This is a genomic window from Ottowia sp. VDI28 (assembly GCF_049532675.1).
Taxonomy (GTDB): domain Bacteria; phylum Pseudomonadota; class Gammaproteobacteria; order Burkholderiales; family Burkholderiaceae_C; genus Ottowia.
This window is the reverse complement of record NZ_CP149820.1, coordinates 394,360-411,503: the sequence shown is the minus strand read 5'-3', so window position 1 is coordinate 411,503 and position 17,144 is coordinate 394,360. Positions and strand designations below refer to the sequence as shown.

Sequence of the window (17,144 nt, the reverse complement as noted above, 5' to 3'; positions counted from 1 at the left end):
CGGGAACAAAAACATCGTCTATCCAGGAAACGCACATGGCCACACTCGATCACACCCATGACCCCTCGTCACGCAGTTGGCTGGCTTCTGCCAATGCCGCCGATGCCGACTTTCCGATCCAGAACCTGCCCTTCGGCGTGCTGCGCCCACGAGGCAGCGCTGAAGCCTTCCGTGGCGCCGTAGCCATTGGCGATCAGGCACTTGATCTGGCGGCCCTGGCGGGCAAGGGCCTGATCACCGGTGCTGCGGGCGATGCACTGCGGCTGGCAGCGCAAGATGCGCTCAATGAATTCATGGGCGCCGGTCCCGGCGCCTGGCGCGCCTTGCGGCATGCGCTGTTCGAGGTGCTGAAAGACGGCGCTTCCGCACGGCAAGCCGTGCAAGCTTGCCTGCTCCCCCTCGCCACCGTGGAGCACCGCCTGCCAGCCCGTATCGGCGACTACACCGATTTCTACACCTCCATCCACCACGCACGCAATGTCGGCCGCGTGATCCGGCCCGAGGATCCGCTGACGCCCAACTTCCAGTGGCTGCCTATTGCCTATCACGGACGCGCCAGCAGCGTGGTGATGAGCGGCACGGACTATCACCGCCCTCACGGTCAGGCCATGCCGCCAGGCGCCAGCGCGCCAGTGTACACCGCCTGTACGCGTCTCGACTACGAACTGGAGATGGGCTTTTTCGTAGGCCCTGGCAATGCCATGGGCCGCCCTGTGCCGCTCGCCGAAGCGGAGCAGCACATCTTCGGCATGTGCCTGCTCAACGACTGGTCCGCGCGCGACCACCAGTTCTGGGAAATGAACCCGCTGGGTCCTTTCCTGGGCAAGAACTTCTGCACCAGCCTGTCCCCGTGGATTGTCACCATGGATGCGTTGGCCCCATTCCGGGTGCCTTTCGAGCGCCCCGCGAATGAGCCCCAGCCACTGGCCTACCTGGACAACGCCGGCAATCGCCAGGCAGGCGGCGTGGACGTGCAACTCACCGTGAGCATCGAATCTCCGCAGCACCGCCAACAGAAGCTGGCGCCCGCTGAGGTGTCGCGCACCAGCTTCCGCCACCAATACTGGACCATGGCGCAAATGCTGGCCCAGCATACCGTGGGCGGCTGCAACCTGCAGCCCGGCGATCTTTGCGGCACGGGTACCATCAGCGGCCCGACCCCCTCCGAAGCCGGTGCCATCGTCGAGCTGAGTCAGGGCGGCACCAAGCCGGTCACCCTGGCAGGCACCGGCGAGCAGCGCACCTTCCTGCAAGACGGCGACGCGGTCATCCTGCGAGGCTGGTGTGAACGCGCTGGCGCGGCACGCATCGGCTTTGGTGAATGCCGGGGAATGGTGCTCCCGGCCGTGAGCGCCTGACCGCCCGCCCCCTGCTGGGCCAGGTGCCCGGCAGGGAACTCACACCGCTCCTAAGCGCTTATTCGGGCTTGATGTGTGCCCGCTTGGCCAGGTCGGCATACCGGGCGGTATCTGCACGAATCAAGCGTGCCAGCGCCGCACCGTCGCCACGCAGCGGCTCCACACCTGCGCCGGAAAGATTGGCTTTCACCGTCGCGTCGTCCAACACCTTCTCCACGCTGGCCACGATCTTGGACACCACGGCCGGCGGCAGCTTGGCCGGACCCATGAGGGCATACCAGATCGAGAAGTCGAAAGGCTTGAGTCCCTGCTCCTCGAAGGTCGCCGCGTCCGGCATCAAGCCGTAGCGCTGGGCCGTGGACACTCCCACCACTTTCAACCGGCCGTTCTTGGCATAGGGCGCGACCAGGTTGGCGCTGACGACGGCCAATGGGATCTGCCCGCCGAGCACATCGCTGACGGCCGGTGCGCAGCCGCGATAGCCTGCGTGCGCGGCTTCGATGTTCGTCTTCTGCTTGACCAGTTCCATCACGAAGTGCTGCGGCGTGCCGATGCCGCATGAGCCATAGCTCAGCCCATTCGGCTTCGCCTTGGCGGCTGCCGCGAGCGCGCGCACGTCGCTGATGCGGGCATCGGGGTGGGACACCACCGCGATGGGGGTGACGCCCAGCAGCATGATGGGCGTGAGATCGCGTTCGGGGTCGTAGGGCAGCTTGCCCATCATCCCGAGATTGGTCACCATGGTGCTGTTCTGCAGCAGCAAGGTATAGCCGTCAGCCGGGGCGCGCGCGACTTCCTGGCTGCCGATGTTGCCCGAGGCGCCGGGCTTGTTGTCCACGATCACCCCTTGTCCCCAGGCCTGCTGCAGGCCGGCACCGATCTGGCGCGCCAGAATGTCGGAGCCACCGCCCGTGGCATAGGGCACCACGATGCGCACACCGCGGACGGGGTAGGTTTGGGCCAGAGCTGTGCCCACGGCCACCAGGCTCAGGCAGCCGGCGGCGATCCAGCGGGAAATCTTCATCACGAACTCCAGGAATCTAAAGGTGCAAAGAACGCGTCATGCGGCCAGATCCAACTCGCCCAGGCGGCCGACCCAGAGGTCCCATGACCGCGAGATCTGGCCATCGTTCGTCTCCGAGGACAGGCGCGCCTCCTCCAGATTGAGGTAGGCTGGCTCTCCCAGCGCCTGCGTGGACAGTTGCAACTTGGCGTTGACTTCCGCGTAGATGGCCCGATAGACCGCCTGACGCAGATGCGTGCCCACCACGGTCGAGCCATGGCCGCGCATCAGCACGCAGCTGTGCGAGCCCAGGGAACGCGCCAGCGCCTGCCCCAGGTAAGGACTGCTCACCAGCATGTCGGTATCGCCGCCGGCCTCGCGGATCTCGAAGTGCGCCGAACCCTGGCCCAGGAAACCTGCCATATGGAACATCGGGCGCAAGGGTGTGCGGGTGCAGGCGAAGGGGATCACGCTCATCGAATGCGAGTGCACCACCGCGTGCACGTCCGAGCGGGCGCGGTAGATCTCGGAATGAATGAAGCGCTCGAGATACGGGCGCGGCGCCTGCGGATCCAGCGAACTGCCATCGAGCCGGTAGCAGACGATGTCCGCTGGCCGCACCAGGCCCGGTGCGCGGTTGGCCGATAGCAGGAACAACTCCGGATCATCGGGGTGGCGCACGCTTACGTGGCCCAGGCCATCGACAATCTGATGGTCATAGAGGATGCGATTGGCCAAGGCCAGTTCGCGGCCGAGTTGCTCGGGCACATTCATTCCCATGTTGGTATCAGCGTGGTTGAAAACCCATGATTGAAGCGCGTGCGCCGCACGGCGTCCAATACCGAATGACGGGGGGCAGACCGAAGTTTTTCTTAGAACAGTTTCTTAGAGTTGCCTTCGCTCAAGCCGGATGGGCCAGCGGCCCCAGGCGCTGGCGCAAGCCATCCAGAACGGCGAGCAACTGAGTCCGCAAGGCGGCCTCGCTGTGCAGCGCCGCGCGGCGCTGAGGCCAGGCCAGATACAGCGTGCGCTGCAGTGTGGGCTGGACAATGGGGCGCGCATCGAGCAAGCCGGCCTGCACCTCGTCGATGACCGACGCGAGCGGCAGGATGCTGGCCGCCTCGCCGCGCAAGATCAGCCCCTTGATGCCTGCAATGGAGCGGACCTCGTAGGCCATGCGCACTTCCAGGCCGGCGCTCTCGGCAGCGCGGGCCACGGTTTCGCGCACCACATCGCGCCGCTCGGGAATGGCCAGCCGTTCTTCCAGCGCTTCGGCCAGCGTCACCGGGCGGCCGGGTTTGCCGGACGGCAGCGCCACCAGCACCAGGTCCTCGTGATGCAAAGGCAGCCGCGCCAGCGCCGGATGCTCGGGCACGCCATAGGCCAACGCCAGATCCAGCTCCTCGCGCACCAGGCGCTCCACCAGCACATGGCTCATTTCCTCGACCATGCTGAGCAGCACCTGAGGCAAGGTCTCGCGCAAGCGCACGGCTATATCGGGCCCAAGATACAGCATGAGGCTTGGCGTCAAACCCAGGCGTACAGGCTCGGCCGTGTCAGGCGCCAGGGCGGCCACCTCGCGCCGCGTGGCCTCGACCCGCTCAAGAATGTCACGCGCGCGCTCGTACAGCAAGGCGCCAGCCGGGGTCGGCGTGACACCGCGTGAATGGCGCTGCAGCAGCGCCACACCCAGGTCTTCTTCCAACTGGCGCACCTGCATGCCGAGCGCAGGCTGCGCCACCAGCAGTTCAGCGGCCGCCCGCGTCATGTTGCCGACCTCGACGATCTTCGCGAAGTAGCGCAACTGGCGCAGATTCATGGGAAACCATTCCTTCCGATAGGAGCAGCAGTACAGTGTAGCGGGCGGCGCATTGGCGGCTCCTGGACCGCTTTTGGACAGGCCGAGCGGGAGTTCATTACCATCGGTGGGCTCTTTCGCGAATGATATGCCCCGATTCCACGTCCCCACCGATCTCGCCAGCGGCGCCGAACTGCAACTCCCGCCCGGCGCCGCCCGCCATGTCCAGGTCCTGCGGCTGCAGCCCGGCTCGGCCATCACATTGTTCGACGGCCGGGGCGGCGAGTGGGAGGCGCAGGTCCTGCGCATGGGCCGGAGCGACGTGCAGGTGACCGTAAGCGCGCACCATGCCATCGAGTGCGAGCCAACGCGCCGCGTCCACCTGGCTGCCGGCCTCATGGCAAGCGACCGCATGGATTGGCTGATCGAGAAAGCCACCGAACTGGGCGCCTCCGGCTTCACGCCCGTGCTCACCGAGCGCAGCAGCCTGCGCCTATCCGGCGAGCGGGCTGAAAAGAAACGCACCCATTGGCAGGCCGTCGCCATCGCCGCCTGCGAGCAAAGCGGCCGCAATCAAGTCCCGACCGTACAGGAGCAGCTGTCTTTCGATGAACTCATGCGCTCTCCTCCGGCAGGCCACCGCCTGATCCTCTCACTCGCCGATGGCGCTCTCCCGCTGCGCGAAGCACTGCACCCCGGGAACGAAGCCGTGACGCTGCTTTCCGGCCCTGAAGGGGGATTTAGCCCGAAGGAAGAATCGGCCGCTCGTGCCGCCGGCTTCACGCCCGTCACACTTGGCACACGTGTGCTGCGCGCCGAGACAGCACCGCTGGCAGCGCTGTCGGCGATCGTCGTCTGAATTCAGCGCGTGGGCATGAATGCCCGCCCTACAGCGCTCACCCCAGTACGCCTTGCGCCCGCAGTGCGGAGAGGACTTCGCCAGGCAGGTTCAACTCCGCCCCCAGCACCGCATCCGTATCGGCGCCCAGCAGGGGCGGCGCCTTCAGTTGCACAGGTGTTTCGGAGAAGCGGAAGGGGCTCCGCACCACCGGCAAAGTGCCCAGCACGGGATGCTCCACTTCGGCGCGCAATCCGCGATGCCGCACCTGCTCGTGCTGGAAAGCCTCATCAATGTTGTTGACCGGCCCGCAGGGTACACCGGCTTCGCCGAGCACCTGCGCCAGCGCATGACGCTTCAAGGTGCGCGTGACCGCCATGACCTCCTCGTTGAGCTCTGCCGCATGCCGCACCCGTTCGGCATTGGAGGCGTAGCGCGGATCGGAGAGCCAGGCCTCGCGGTCCAACGTCTTGCACAGCTTCACCCATTGGCCATCGTTGCCGATCTGGATCAGCAAGGGGCCATCGGCACACGGGAAGCAATTCGAAGGCGCGAACAAATGGCTGCCATTGCCTGCGCGCTTGGGCGTGTGGCCCGTGTTCAGGTAGTTCTGCGCCATGTAGTTGGTGGCGGTCACGGCCACATCCAGCAGGGCGACGTCGATATGCTGGCCTTGGCCGGTTTTGTGCTTGTGCAGCAAAGCGGCCAGCACGGCCGAAGTGGAGATCATCCCCGTCATCACATCCACCAGGGGCACCATGGAACGCATGGGGCCGGCCCCTGGCTGTCCATCAGGCACGCCGCAGGTGCTCATGATGCCCGAGATGGCTTGCAGCACGGGATCGTAGCCCGGCCATGAAGCATAGGGGCCATCCTGGCCGTAGCCGGTAATGGAGCAGTACACGATGCCCGGGTTAACGGCGCGCACGGATTCGTAGTCCAGCCCATAGCGCTTGAGATCACCCGCCTTGAAGTTCTCGGCCAGCACATCGCAACGCGCGGCCAGATCGAGCAGCAACTTGCGGCCCGCTTCCTTGGTGAAGTCCACCGCCAGCGAGCGCTTGCCGCGATTGACAGCCACATAGGACGGCGTCTCCCGGGTGGCGTTGCCCTGCAGATCCTTCAGGAACGGCGGCGAGTTCCGCATCTCATCGCCCACCCCAGGGCGCTCGATCTTGTAGATGTCCGCGCCCATATCGGCCAGCGCCTGGGTGCACCAGGGGCCAGCCAGCACGCGTGTGAGGTCCAGCACCTTGGTGCCGGCGAGGATCTGGTTCTGCATGGAGGCGAGCGTCAAGTAAATAAGCAGGCACGACTCTAAGCGCCGCCATTCAAAATAAAAAACGATTTTTTCTTGGTGATTTTCAAGTAAATCAATATAAATTGATGGGCATGCAAGTCAAGATCCGCCAACTTCGCGCCCTGGATGCCGCCGTGCGCACAGGCAGCTTCACCGAGGCCGCGCATGCCCTGCACGTGACGCCAGCTGCGCTGAGCCTGGCCATCCGCGAACTGGAAGGCATCCTGGGTTTCCGGGTGCTGGAGCGAACCACGCGGCGTCTACACCTGACCGAGCACGGCCGCGGCTACCTGGCGCACGCCCAACGCATCCTGGCCGAACTGGAAGCCGCCTCCCGCTACGCCAGCAACGTACGGGAAAACTACGAAGTCGTGCGGATCGCCACCACGCAAACCATCATCGCTACCCTCCTGACCTACGTATTGCCCTCCGTGCACCAGCACTTCGAGCGCGTGCGCCTGCAGCCGGTCGATGTGGCCGCCTCCGGCATTGCTGAGGCCATGCTGGAAAACCGGGCCGACATGGCCATTGGCGTGAATTTGTCCAACCGCGAGGAGTTCAAGACCAGCCCTCTCTTCAGTTCTCGCTGGTTTGCGTTCCTGAGCCCGCGCCACCACCTTGCGCAGCACGAGCAGTTGCCTTGGAGTGCGATTGCGGGCGAGCCGCTTTTCATGACCAAATCGGTCAACTACCTGCGCGTTTGCGCGGCGCTGGGCCGGAAAAACGCCCTGGCTAACGTCCACGACGCGCCTACGGCCATAGCCGGCATCGCCATGGCCGCGGCGGGAGCGGGCATTGCCGTCTTCCCCGCGTACGTGCAACCCTTGGCCCAGATGCTCGGCACGGTTGGTATCCCGTTGGGTTCGCCGGACCTGCGGCATGAGCTGGAACTCTCCGTCCGCGCCAATTCCAAACCCTCCGCATCGGTGCTGGCCCTGCATGCGCTGGTCACCGAGGTGATTTCGGCCCAGTGCAGCCACCTGCAGTAAGAACGTGTTCACGATCTAAGGCGGGAATACCTTCCCGGCCTCCAGCTACACTGCAAACATGAACCGCCACCTGCTGCTGCTCACCCTGTGCCAAGGGTTGTTCCAAGTCAATGGCATCGTCTTCATTGCCATCAACGGACTCGTGGGCTTGCAGTTGGCTCCCTTTGGCTGGATGGCCACCTTGCCGATCATGGGGTATGTGGTCGGCGGGGCGGTGGCGGCGCCGCTGGTGGCCCGCTCGCAAACACGCTTTGGCCGCCAGGGATCATTCCAGATCGGCCTGGTGGTGGCCCTGGCCTCCGCACTGCTGTGCGCCTGGGCCGCCTACTCCCGCCAGTTCTGGCTGCTGGTCGCGTCCACCTTGCTGGCCGGCTACTACAACGCCAACGGCCAGCTGTACCGCTTCGCCGCCGCCGAACTGACGGTGCCGGCGTGGCGCGAGAAGGCCGTATCGCTGGTCTTGGCCGGCGGCTTGCTGGGAGCCGTCATCGGCCCCAACTTGGCAGCCTGGACGCGCGCCCTGTTACCCATCCCTTTCGTCGGCGCCTACCTGGCCCTGGCTCTGGTGGCGGTCATCGCCATGGTGGTCATGGCGCTCATCCGCTTTCCCGCGCCACCGCCGCGGCTGGCCACCCATGAAACCGGCCGGCCGCTCAGCGAAATCATGCGCCAGCCGACATTCCTCGTGGCCACGGCCGCCGCGGCCCTGAGCTACGGAGTGATGAACCTGCTGATGGCCGCCACGCCACTGGCCATGCAAGTGTGCGGATTCGAATTCGGCGACACGGCCACGGTCCTGCAGTGGCACGTCATCGGCATGTTCGCGCCCGGCTTCTTCACAGGCCACCTGATCCGGCGTTTCGGCACGCTCACGATCATGGGTATCGGGGTGGTGCTCAATGTCGTGTGCATTATGGTCGCGCTCTCAGGTGTAGAGTTGCGCCAGTTTGAGTTGGCGCTCTTTTTGTTGGGCGTAGGCTGGAATTTCCTGTTCACCGGCAGCACCACGTTGTCGCTGAAAGCCTACAGACCTGAGGAAAAAGACCGCGCTCAGGCCGCTATCAACGTCTGTGTGTTTACCTTTATGGCCCTGACCTCGTTTGCATCAGGAGCATTGGTGACTACGCAAGGCTGGGCATTGCTCAACCTGGGTTCGTTGCTGCCGGTGCTTCTGACAGGTGCCGCGCTGGGCTGGCTGGCCCTGCGCCAACGACAGCCTGCGAAGGCGTAAACACGTTCTAGGTTTTTTCAATTTTTTGACCAAAGGAGATCACCATGGGTCTGCTCGATTCAGTTCTCGGTTCAGTGCTTGCGGGACAACAAGGCCAGGGTAACGCGCAAGGTGGTCCAGGCGGCCTGGGTGGTCTGGGCGATGTACTTGGCGGCTTGCTGGGGGGCGCACAAGGCGGCGCGCAAGGTGGTGGCCTAGGCGGCGTGCTGGGCGATATGCTCGGCGGCGGCCAACATCAGTCGCAAGCCGCACCGGGCGGCTTCAATATCAATCCGGCGCTGATCGCCGCGCTGCTGCCCATGCTGATGAGCATGCTTTCCAACAGCAACTCCGGCTCCGGCGGCGGCCTGGGCGAACTGCTCAACAAGTTCACGCAAGCGGGCCACGGCGATGTAGCCAACTCGTGGGTCGGCAGTGGCCAGAACGCCCCGGTGACCGGCAGCCAGGTCACCGATGCGCTGGGCCAAGGCACCATCAGCGACATTGCCGCCAAGCTGGGCGTGGATCAGGGCATGGCTGCCGGAGGCATTGCCGCCGTGCTGCCTGAGTTGATCGACAAGCTTACCCCTGGAGGCCAGGCTCCCGCGGGTGGCCTGGGCAGCGCGGATGACATCGTTGGCATGCTGAGCCGCATGCTTCAAAAGTAAGCACCGCTCCTCAAAGAATTCCTTTTGCGGCCATTGGTCGCAATGAGGAAGCGCCGAGCAGCGCCTGCGGATGCTGCAAGGATCAGGCCCATCAATAGCAAAGCCCAATGGCTAAGGGTTGGTACAGGTGCTGGTCCGGACGTGTTCACTGGCCCTACCGCCCTCGTCCAACGCATCACGGCCGCCATATTGCCCCGAGAGTTATCGCGAAAAGCCACGTAGGGCTTGCCGTCGGGGCCAAAGGCGAGCGAGGTGTAATCGGCCGCACCCGCAGAGAAGCCCATACCGCCCACGGTCTCCCAAGCCGTGCCGGCAGCATTCAGGCGCATCACTGTGGCCTTGTCTCCATAAGACTCATCGGTATAGGCCACGTAGGGCTTGCTGTCTGGGCCAAACGCCAGCGAGATGTGATCGGCCTCACCAGCCGAAAAAACATTACCACCGACCAATTCCCACCCTGTTTCAGCCGCGTTCAGCCGCACCAGCAAAGCTTTGTCGTCCTGGGTATCGTCTTGATACGCTAGGTAGGGTTTCCCGTCCGGGCCGAAGACCAGGGAAAGGAACTCGGCCAGACCCGCCGAGAAGCCGCCTATCGCGCCGACCTCTTCCCAAGCTGCGTCCGCGCCATCCAATCGCATGACGGTGGCCTTGTTGCCATGGCCGTGGTCTTGATAGGCCACATAGGGCTTGCCAGCGGCGCTGAACGCAAGGGAAAGATGGTCGGCTTGGCCTGTCGAAAAGCCCGCCGTGCCCACAATCTCCCAGTCCGTTCCTCCCACATTCAGCCTCATAACGGAGGCTTTGGAAGCGTGGCTTCCATCCTGAAAAGCCACGTACGGTCTTCCGTCGGGACCGAAAGCCAGAGCCTTGTAGGAGGTTGGCCCGTCAGAAAACCCCACACCACCCACGACCTCCCAGCCGGTTTCCATCGCATTCAGGCGCATCACCGTGACACCATTTCCGTTGACCGCATCGGTATAGGCCACGTAGGGCTTGCCGTCGGGGCCAAAAGCCAAGCTGATGCGATACGCCGCACCATCGGAAAACCCGGCCCCGCCAACCACCTCCCAGCCCGAGCCCTGCGCATTCAGTCGCGCTACGGTGGCTTTACTGCCGTTACTGACATCTGTATAGGCCACATAGGGTTTGCCGTCTGTGCCAAACGCCAGGGAAGTGTAGGAGGCCTCCCCGGTGCTGGCGCCTGGAGACGTGCCCACCTGTTCCCAAGGCGCTGAAAGGGGCTGCGCCTGCACCAATCCGCTGGCGCTCAAATGCAAGGCCCATCCGAGGCAGCACATCAGAACCCAGCGCATGAAGTGATGCGCCTTCTTCGGTTCGCAGCTCCTTTTTCGGGCATTGTGCTTCGCAGACTCTCCAAGTCGCAATGCGTGGTGATTCACATGTTCTCCGATCAGAATGTGTAACGGTGGCTGGTCAAATCACCGGCGGAAATCGCCCTCAAGCGACCTGCGCGATCACCTCAGCCACCGCCGCCGTGAGCTTCTTGGCATAGGGCACGTGCAAGAACTCATTCGGCCCGTGCGCGTTGCTCTTGGGGCCGAGCACGCCGCACACCATCATCTGGGCAGTAGGAAAACCTTCGCTCAGCATGTTCATCAGGGGAATCGTGCCGCCTTGGCCGATGAAGCCACAGGGTGCGCCGAAATGCGCCTGTGAGGCGCCATCCAGCGCCTTGGCGAACCACGGCGCCATTTCCGGCGCGTTCCAGCCGGTGGCACCGCCATGGCTATGGAAGGTGACTTTGGCCTGGTAAGGCGCGTTGTCCTCCAGCAGCGCCTTCATCTCCTGCACCGCACGCGCCGCATCCACCAGGGGCGGCAAGCGCAGGCTGAGCTTGAAGGCCGTGTAGGGACGCAGCACGTTGCCAGCATCCTGTGGCGCCGGGAAACCTTCGGCACCGATCACGCTCAGCGTGGGGCGCCAGGTACGGTTCAGCAGCGCCTCGGTGGGGTCCCCCGTGACCGGCAGCACGGACTGCTCGCGTCCGCCGCAGTCGTAATGCATCCACGGGTAGCTCTTGAACAGTTGGTCACCCAGAATGGCCGCCGTCGTGCGCGCCTGCTCGACCCGCTCGGCAGGAATGCTGCAATGGAAGCTGGCCGGCAGCAGCCGCCCGGTGCTTGAATCCTCCAGGCGGTCGAGCATCTGCCGCATGATGCGGAAGCTGCTGGGCACCAGGCCCGAGGCATCGCCGGAATGCACGCCCTCGGTGAGCACCTCCACCTTCAGCGTACCCCCCGCCATGCCGCGCAGGCTGGTGGTCAGCCATAGCTGATCGTAATTGCCGGCGCCCGAATCCAGGCAGACCACGAGGCCGACATCCCCCAGGCGCGGACGCAGGGCATCGATGTAGGGCAGCAGATCAGGCGAGCCGCTTTCTTCGCTGGTCTCGATCAGGCCGACGATGCGCGGATGCGGCACGTTCTGGCTCTTGAGCGCCTGTACGGCGGCGACTGCGGCATACACCGCATAGCCGTCGTCGGCGCCGCCACGGCCATAGAGCTTGCCGTCCTCGTATTTGGGCGTCCAGGGGCCAAGGTCATTGCGCCAGCCGCTGAACTCAGGCTGCTTGTCGAGGTGCCCGTACATGAGCACGGTCTGCGTGCTGCCGGCTCGGGTGGCCTCGATCTCGAAGAAGATCACCGGCGTGCGGCCTTCGAGGCGGATCACCTCCAGCTTCAGGCCCGGCACCTTCTGCGCGTTCACCCAGTCAGCCGCCTGGCGCACCACGGTATCGATAAAACCATGCGCGGCCCAGTCGGCATCGAAACCAGGCGATTTGGCGGGAATGGCGATGTAATCGGTAAGGCGGCCCACGATGTCGCCATCCCATTGGGCATCGATCTGCCGGGCGGCGGCTTGAGAGTTCAATGCGGGCATTTCGCGGTGCAAGGGAGCATTCATGACCGTGCTTTCATGCAATGTTCAAAACAGGTACTTTACGCTCATCGCACGCAAGGGTGTACCCCTGCACGGATATCACGGCGGGCGTATATTGGGAGCCCATGAACCCGCTCAGCTCCTTCCCCATTACCCGCAAATGGCCCGCCCAACACCCGGAACGGCTGCAACTCTACTCCCTGCCCACGCCCAACGGGGTGAAGGCGTCGATCATGCTGGAGGAAACCGGCCTGCCCTATGAGGTGCACCGTGTCGACTTCGGCAAGAACGACCAGTTGTCGCCCGAATTCCTCTCTCTCAACCCTAACAACAAGATCCCGGCCATCCTGGATCCGAACGGCCCGGACGGCAAACCGCTGGCCCTGTTCGAATCGGGTGCGATCCTGGTGTATCTGGCCGGCAAGACAGGGCAGTTTCTGCCTGCCGGTACGGCGGCGCGCTATGAAACGCTGCAATGGTTGATGTTCCAAATGGGCGGGATCGGCCCCATGTTCGGCCAGCTGGGCTTCTTCAACAAGTTCGCCGGCAAGGACTACGAGGACAAGCGCCCGCGCGACCGCTATGTGGCCGAAAGCGCGCGCCTGTTGGGCGTGCTCGACAAGCACCTGGCGGGCCGCCGCTGGATCATGGGGGACGAATACACCATCGCCGACATCGCCACCTTTCCGTGGATACGCAACCTGGTCGGCTTCTACGAAGCGGGGGCGCTGGTGGATTTCGAGCGCTTCACGGAGGTGCGGCGCGTGCTGGCTGCCTTCGTCGCGCGGCCGGCGGTACAACGCGGGCTGCTGATACCGCAGCCGAACTGAAAAGGCTTGCATGGCGAACGCGTCCGCTCCGGCCTTGCCGCTGATCCGCGTCGGTATTGGCGGCTGGAACTTTGCCGAGTGGCGTGGCGGCGTGTTCTATCCCCCCGGTCTGCCGGCCGCCCGGGAGCTTGAGTTCGCCAGCCGCCATCTGAGCAGCATCGAGATCAATTCCACGTTCTACACCGCGCAAAAGCCGGCCGTCTATGCCCGCTGGCGCGACGAAACGCCCGAAGGATTCCAGTTCTCGCTCAAGGCGCATCGCCTGGCCACGCAGCGCAAGCACTTGAGCGAAGGCGCCGAGAGCGCGGCGCGTTTTCTGGAGAGCGGCATCACCGAACTGGGCCCCAAGCTCGGTCCCATTGTCTGGCAGTTGCCGCCCTATCACCGCTTTGATTCGGACGACCTGGAGTACTTTTTCGCACTGCTGCCCGACACGCTGGACGGCCTGAAACTGCGCCATGTGCTGGAGCCGCGCCATGACAGCTTTGCCTGCGCTGAATATGTGCAATTGGCGCGCGCCTATGGCGTTGCCACGGTCTACACCGATTCGCCAGATTACCCCTCTATCGCCGACGTGACCGGGAGCTTCGTCTATGCGCGGTTGATGCGCTCCGAAGCCAGCGAGCCGGCGGGCTATCCGCCGGCCGATCTCCGCGGTTGGGCCTCGCGTGCCGAAGCGTGGCGGCAAGGCGAGGCGCCACGCGATCTGCCGCTGGCGGATCCCGGCAATGCCGCGCAAGCATCGCACGCGCCGCGCGATGTGTTCATCTATTTCATCTCTGCCGCCAAGGCGCGCAATCCGGCGGCGGCTCAGGCGCTGATGGCGCAGCTCGGCTAGGAATCACACACCCTCTGGCCCGCTCCCGCCATTGAGCGGTTTGCGGCGCCCTGTTCCATCGTTGGCGAGCGAATAGACTCCGTGCGATTTCTTCTTGTCATTGATAGGTTTTCCCATGTTTTTCGGAATCAGCCATGTTGTAGTGCCCGTGACCGACCTGGACGCCGCGGTCCGCTTGTGGAGCCAGGTGATGGGCTTCACCGCGCAGCACCGGGGAGAAGGTCACGCCGACATCGACACCGGCAGTGCGGTATTGAGGCTGGTTCGGGTTGCCCACATTGAATCCAAAGTCTCATTGCGCGTGACGGTGAGCAATGTCGGCGATGCGTACCAGACCCTGCTTTCGGCGGGCGCTGAATCGCGCTATGCCCCAATGAAGACCCCCGAGCTGGAAGAAATGGCATGCGTGACCGATGCCAACGGGCACTCGGTGGTGCTCTGGCGGGCACTGACTGAAGACGAATGGGACTTCGTCCCTGAATTGCCCAAGCAGGGGGAATGGTCCGCCGAGGCCGAAGACCTGCTCAAACGTCTGCTTGGCCATGTGCCTGCCCTGTTCCGTATGCTGGCGCGGCGCAAGACCACCCGCGTCATCGAGATGATGGCCAAGGAAGCTCAGAGCCCCGTGACGCGCGAGCTGGTCATCAAGGGCTACATCACCTCATCCGCCAAGGTCACGCGCTCCCGGCTGATCGAGCCGCTGCGGGCCGAGGGCATCAACCCTGACGACTACAAGGCGGAATTCGACTATGAGTAGCGCCTGAGAGCGCGTTCACGGTATTCGTCGTATCATTCTGGTGTGACGTCGCCATGCGCCGTCATCAAGAACGTTCTCAGGGCGGGGTGAAAGTCCCCACCGGCGGTATCTGCATCGAAAGAAGCAGGAGCCCGCGAGCGCTCCGGCGGTATCCGCCGGAGGTCAGCAGACCTGGTGCGATGCCAGGGCCGACGGTCATAGTCCGGATGAAAGAGAGCGTGCGAGGCCGTCTGCCGTGCGGCGTCGCGGCGTGTACCTGCCTTTTACGGGCGGTGCTTCCATGCTGCACGTTGGCGGGCATGGCTTCGTGTGCGCCCTGATTCATAGTCCTTCACGGAGCTTTCCATGAATCAGTCAACATCTCGTTCCGCTTCCCGCATTGCCTTCATCCGCGCCAACTGGCATGCCGACATTGTTTCGCGCGCGCTGGAGGGCTTCACCGCCGAACTGGGCCGATTGGCCCCAGGCGATACGCCTCCCATCGACGTACACGACGTGCCGGGCGCATTCGAAATCCCCTTGCTGGCGCAAACGCTGGCCCGGCGCGGCGAATATATGGCCATCGTGGCCTGCGCGCTGGTGGTGGATGGCGGCATCTATCGCCATGATTTCGTAGCCGGCGCCGTGATCGACGGCCTGATGCGCGTTCAGCTCGACGCCAGCGTCCCGGTTTTCTCAGTGGTGCTCACCCCAAAGGACTTTCATGAGCACTCCACACACCGCGAATTCTTCTCCGCTCATTTCGTCACCAAGGGAGAAGAAGCCGCGCGCGCCTGCGTGCAGACGCTGGCGGCGCATGGTGTGGAGTGGCGGCCGTCCGTCAGGGAGCGAGCGGCCGCAACCAAGAGCGGAGAAACGAGCTTCACCAGTTAAGCCATTCCCGGTTCAACTGGCTCGCATCAATGCATACGTTCGAAGGCTGCTGCCAAGTGGTCTGGAAGAACTTCAGTGACGGATCGAAGAATCCAGAGCTCTCATCAGCGGCACCAGAACGTCCAGCCCTGGACACGGCATGCCGCGCTCTCCCGCAATAGCCTGTACCTGCCCCAGGATCGCCTCCACCTCCAGGCTGCGGCCCTGCAGCACATCCTGCAGCATGGAGGGCCGGATGCTCGCTGCTTTTGTCTCGTCGATGGCAGCTCCGCGCATCAAGGTGGCCTTAGCCACCTCCAGATGCTCGGATAGATCCACACCATCCGCCGCGGAGATGGCTGCAACTTCGTCGACCACCGATGCGAAGAGCGCCTGCATGCCCGGCATCACGGACAGATCATTGACTGGCAAGCGGGTGAGCGCGCATAGCGAATTCAACGCAGTATTGCGCAGCAGCTTTGCCCAGATGCGTGTACGAATGTTGTCCACAGCCTCGGCATTCAACCCTGCAGATTTCATCAGAGATACTGCGGCGGTCAATCGGGGCGAAATCCTTTCGTCGGGTTCGCCGATGAGCCAATGGTTATTGGCCGTGTGCCGGACAACTCCGGGGCGGACAACCTCATTGGCCGAATAGATCACACAACCCAGAGTTCGTCCGGGCTGCACCAGGCGCCACAAATCATTCCCCGGATCCAGCAATGGCAAGGGAGTGCCGGTTCCTGTTCCACGATATTTCCACCACCAGGGAATACCGTTGTTGACGAATACGGCCGATCCGTGTGGTCCCAGAACTTCCGCGATACCCGCTGCCGCAGCCGATTGAGATTGTGACTTCAGCGTGACGAAAACGAGATCCTGTGGCGGCAATGCGCGCGCATCCTGCGTCGCCCTGTGTGGATGGACCACAAAATCCTCGCCCGGAGCAAGCAGCCGCAATCCATTCTCTCGAATAGCGCGCAATTGCTCGCCGCGCGCGACGACCGATACCTCGGCAGCCCCGGATTTCAGCAGACGCGCTGCGAGATAACCGCCGACGGAGCCGGCGCCGAAAACACACACTCTCATTCACTGTCGTCAAAAGCGGCATCGCGCTCGACGATACCGAGTGCGGCGTAGGAGGCGGCCGCACCGCTCAGATCGAATAGGGCTTGACCATCAAGAATGGCTGCCGCGATCTCGTCTTCCTTGCGCATTTTGGCTTTCGCGGCCGCTACCACCGCCTGCGCGTCCTGACGCGCGATGGCGATCACTCCGTCACCATCCGCGACGATCAAATCGCCTGGCCGCACAAGCACGTCAGCACAAACCACGGGCATGTTCACGGCGCCGCCTTTGCTCTTTTCCGCATGGATCGGCCACACATTGGTCGCCCATACAGGGAACCCCAGGGACGCCACAACATCCACGTCACGCACACAGCCCTGCACCACCACGCCGGCCAAGCCCTTGTGCATGGCGTAGCGCGTGGCGACATCACCCCATTGTGCGGCGGAAGTTTCACTCTGGCAGACCACCACCAGGACATCACCCGGTTGCGCCAGACGCAATGCGCGGTGCATCATCAGGTTGTCACCCGGCAGGCATAAAGCCGTCACCGCGGGGCCCGCGATCTTGCCTGGCGTCACGCGCTTCATGCGCGATGCCATCAGCCCTGGAAAGCCGAGCATGGCCGTGCTCTCATGCAGGTCTGCAACGGTGACTTCGCGTGCCTGCGCACAGGTATCGGAAGCCACCCGATTCACGCGAAGATAGACAGTCGGTTCATTCATATGATTGCT

17 protein-coding genes and 1 riboswitch are annotated in these 17,144 nt (G+C 63.8%); of the genes, 9 read left to right on the top strand and 8 right to left on the bottom strand.

The genetic code is table 11. The features are described 5' to 3' along the window. The first annotated feature begins 35 nt into the window (after positions 1–35). Complete coding sequence (gene fahA / locus WJU18_RS01870) at positions 36–1,358, top strand: fumarylacetoacetase (RefSeq protein WP_423458481.1); 1,323 nt, start codon at positions 36–38, stop codon at positions 1,356–1,358. Between the two features lie 58 nt (positions 1,359–1,416). Here fahA and WJU18_RS01865 read toward each other — a convergent pair whose 3' ends face one another. From WJU18_RS01865 to WJU18_RS01855, 3 genes are all read right to left on the bottom strand, one after another. After that, positions 1,417–2,382, bottom strand: coding sequence for a Bug family tripartite tricarboxylate transporter substrate binding protein (locus WJU18_RS01865; RefSeq protein WP_423458480.1), 966 nt, complete (start codon positions 2,380–2,382; stop codon positions 1,417–1,419). A gap of 36 nt (positions 2,383–2,418) precedes the next feature. Continuing rightward, the gene (locus WJU18_RS01860) at positions 2,419–3,141 is read right to left on the bottom strand and encodes a class II aldolase/adducin family protein (protein WP_423458479.1); all 723 of its coding nucleotides are present in this window, start codon (positions 3,139–3,141) and stop codon (positions 2,419–2,421) included. A 121-nt stretch (positions 3,142–3,262) separates the two neighbouring features. Next, positions 3,263–4,180, bottom strand: coding sequence for a LysR family transcriptional regulator (locus tag WJU18_RS01855; RefSeq protein ID WP_423458478.1), 918 nt, complete (start codon positions 4,178–4,180; stop codon positions 3,263–3,265). A gap of 127 nt (positions 4,181–4,307) precedes the next feature. On the opposite strand from WJU18_RS01855, the gene WJU18_RS01850 reads away from it, so the two are divergent. Continuing rightward, the gene (locus WJU18_RS01850) at positions 4,308–5,018 is read left to right on the top strand and encodes a 16S rRNA (uracil(1498)-N(3))-methyltransferase (protein WP_423458477.1); all 711 of its coding nucleotides are present in this window, start codon (positions 4,308–4,310) and stop codon (positions 5,016–5,018) included. Between the two features lie 37 nt (positions 5,019–5,055). Here the strand turns inward: WJU18_RS01850 and WJU18_RS01845 are convergent, their stop codons facing one another. After that, on the bottom strand, positions 5,056–6,279 hold the full coding sequence (locus WJU18_RS01845; RefSeq protein ID WP_423458476.1) for a CaiB/BaiF CoA transferase family protein: 1,224 nt from the start codon (positions 6,277–6,279) through the stop codon (positions 5,056–5,058). Positions 6,280–6,389: 110 nt separating this feature from the next. On the opposite strand from WJU18_RS01845, the gene WJU18_RS01840 reads away from it, so the two are divergent. The 3 genes from WJU18_RS01840 to WJU18_RS01830 are packed head-to-tail and all read left to right on the top strand — an operon-like array spanning position 6,390 to position 9,164. After that, positions 6,390–7,286 (top strand): LysR family transcriptional regulator, encoded by an 897-nt coding sequence (locus tag WJU18_RS01840; RefSeq protein ID WP_423458475.1) that lies wholly within the window; start codon positions 6,390–6,392, stop codon positions 7,284–7,286. Positions 7,287–7,344: 58 nt separating this feature from the next. Then, positions 7,345–8,517, top strand: a complete 1,173-nt coding sequence (locus tag WJU18_RS01835; protein WP_423458474.1) for an MFS transporter — start codon at positions 7,345–7,347, stop codon at positions 8,515–8,517. Positions 8,518–8,561: 44 nt separating this feature from the next. After that, positions 8,562–9,164 (top strand): YidB family protein, encoded by a 603-nt coding sequence (locus WJU18_RS01830; RefSeq protein WP_423458473.1) that lies wholly within the window; start codon positions 8,562–8,564, stop codon positions 9,162–9,164. Here WJU18_RS01830 and WJU18_RS01825 read toward each other — a convergent pair. After that, positions 9,155–10,477 (bottom strand): IPTL-CTERM sorting domain-containing protein, encoded by a 1,323-nt coding sequence (locus WJU18_RS01825; RefSeq protein WP_423458472.1) that lies wholly within the window; start codon positions 10,475–10,477, stop codon positions 9,155–9,157. The genes WJU18_RS01830 and WJU18_RS01825 overlap by 10 nt on opposite strands. A gap of 145 nt (positions 10,478–10,622) precedes the next feature. After that, the gene (locus tag WJU18_RS01820) at positions 10,623–12,089 is read right to left on the bottom strand and encodes a M20 family metallopeptidase (RefSeq protein WP_423458471.1); all 1,467 of its coding nucleotides are present in this window, start codon (positions 12,087–12,089) and stop codon (positions 10,623–10,625) included. Positions 12,090–12,190: 101 nt separating this feature from the next. Between WJU18_RS01820 and WJU18_RS01815 the strand changes: the two genes are divergently transcribed. The 4 genes from WJU18_RS01815 to WJU18_RS01800 all read left to right on the top strand — a co-directional run bounded on the left by WJU18_RS01815 (position 12,191) and on the right by WJU18_RS01800 (position 15,363). Continuing rightward, the gene (locus WJU18_RS01815) at positions 12,191–12,895 is read left to right on the top strand and encodes a glutathione S-transferase N-terminal domain-containing protein (protein ID WP_423458470.1); all 705 of its coding nucleotides are present in this window, start codon (positions 12,191–12,193) and stop codon (positions 12,893–12,895) included. 10 nt (positions 12,896–12,905) lie between these two features. Continuing rightward, on the top strand, positions 12,906–13,733 hold the full coding sequence (locus WJU18_RS01810) for a DUF72 domain-containing protein (RefSeq protein ID WP_423458469.1): 828 nt from the start codon (positions 12,906–12,908) through the stop codon (positions 13,731–13,733). 115 nt (positions 13,734–13,848) lie between these two features. Then, complete coding sequence (locus WJU18_RS01805) at positions 13,849–14,490, top strand: VOC family protein (RefSeq protein WP_423458468.1); 642 nt, start codon at positions 13,849–13,851, stop codon at positions 14,488–14,490. A 68-nt stretch (positions 14,491–14,558) separates the two neighbouring features. Next, positions 14,559–14,712, top strand: a riboswitch (FMN riboswitch). A 123-nt stretch (positions 14,713–14,835) separates the two neighbouring features. Next, the gene (locus WJU18_RS01800; protein ID WP_423458467.1) at positions 14,836–15,363 is read left to right on the top strand and encodes a 6,7-dimethyl-8-ribityllumazine synthase; all 528 of its coding nucleotides are present in this window, start codon (positions 14,836–14,838) and stop codon (positions 15,361–15,363) included. A gap of 72 nt (positions 15,364–15,435) precedes the next feature. Here WJU18_RS01800 and WJU18_RS01795 read toward each other — a convergent pair whose 3' ends face one another. Beyond that, positions 15,436–16,431: a ketopantoate reductase family protein gene (locus tag WJU18_RS01795; protein WP_423458466.1), complete on the bottom strand. Its 996-nt coding sequence runs from the start codon at positions 16,429–16,431 to the stop codon at positions 15,436–15,438. Further along, entirely contained in the window at positions 16,428–17,135 is a 708-nt protein-coding gene (locus tag WJU18_RS01790; RefSeq protein ID WP_423458465.1) for an RraA family protein, read from the bottom strand. The genes WJU18_RS01795 and WJU18_RS01790 overlap by 4 nt, the downstream gene beginning before the upstream one ends. Between the last annotated feature and the right edge of the window lie 9 nt (positions 17,136–17,144).

Bases quoted from the DNA above. Each gene is read 5' to 3' on its own strand.
- WJU18_RS01800 (WP_423458467.1), top strand. From the start codon at position 14,836: ATGAATCAGTCAACATCTCGTTCCGCTTCCCGCATTGCCTTCATCCGC.
- WJU18_RS01855 (WP_423458478.1), bottom strand. From the start codon at position 4,180: ATGAATCTGCGCCAGTTGCGCTACTTCGCGAAGATCGTCGAGGTCGGC.
- WJU18_RS01805 (WP_423458468.1), top strand. From the start codon at position 13,849: ATGTTTTTCGGAATCAGCCATGTTGTAGTGCCCGTGACCGACCTGGAC.
- WJU18_RS01820 (WP_423458471.1), bottom strand. From the start codon at position 12,089: ATGAATGCTCCCTTGCACCGCGAAATGCCCGCATTGAACTCTCAAGCC.
- WJU18_RS01810 (WP_423458469.1), top strand. From the start codon at position 12,906: ATGGCGAACGCGTCCGCTCCGGCCTTGCCGCTGATCCGCGTCGGTATT.
- WJU18_RS01825 (WP_423458472.1), bottom strand. From the start codon at position 10,477: ATGCGCTGGGTTCTGATGTGCTGCCTCGGATGGGCCTTGCATTTGAGC.
- WJU18_RS01815 (WP_423458470.1), top strand. From the start codon at position 12,191: ATGAACCCGCTCAGCTCCTTCCCCATTACCCGCAAATGGCCCGCCCAA.
- WJU18_RS01865 (WP_423458480.1), bottom strand. From the start codon at position 2,382: ATGAAGATTTCCCGCTGGATCGCCGCCGGCTGCCTGAGCCTGGTGGCC.
- WJU18_RS01795 (WP_423458466.1), bottom strand. From the start codon at position 16,431: ATGAGAGTGTGTGTTTTCGGCGCCGGCTCCGTCGGCGGTTATCTCGCA.
- WJU18_RS01835 (WP_423458474.1), top strand. From the start codon at position 7,345: ATGAACCGCCACCTGCTGCTGCTCACCCTGTGCCAAGGGTTGTTCCAA.
- WJU18_RS01830 (WP_423458473.1), top strand. From the start codon at position 8,562: ATGGGTCTGCTCGATTCAGTTCTCGGTTCAGTGCTTGCGGGACAACAA.
- WJU18_RS01840 (WP_423458475.1), top strand. From the start codon at position 6,390: ATGCAAGTCAAGATCCGCCAACTTCGCGCCCTGGATGCCGCCGTGCGC.
- WJU18_RS01845 (WP_423458476.1), bottom strand. From the start codon at position 6,279: ATGCAGAACCAGATCCTCGCCGGCACCAAGGTGCTGGACCTCACACGC.
- WJU18_RS01790 (WP_423458465.1), bottom strand. From the start codon at position 17,135: ATGAATGAACCGACTGTCTATCTTCGCGTGAATCGGGTGGCTTCCGAT.
- fahA (WP_423458481.1), top strand. From the start codon at position 36: ATGGCCACACTCGATCACACCCATGACCCCTCGTCACGCAGTTGGCTG.
- WJU18_RS01850 (WP_423458477.1), top strand. From the start codon at position 4,308: ATGCCCCGATTCCACGTCCCCACCGATCTCGCCAGCGGCGCCGAACTG.
- WJU18_RS01860 (WP_423458479.1), bottom strand. From the start codon at position 3,141: ATGGGAATGAATGTGCCCGAGCAACTCGGCCGCGAACTGGCCTTGGCC.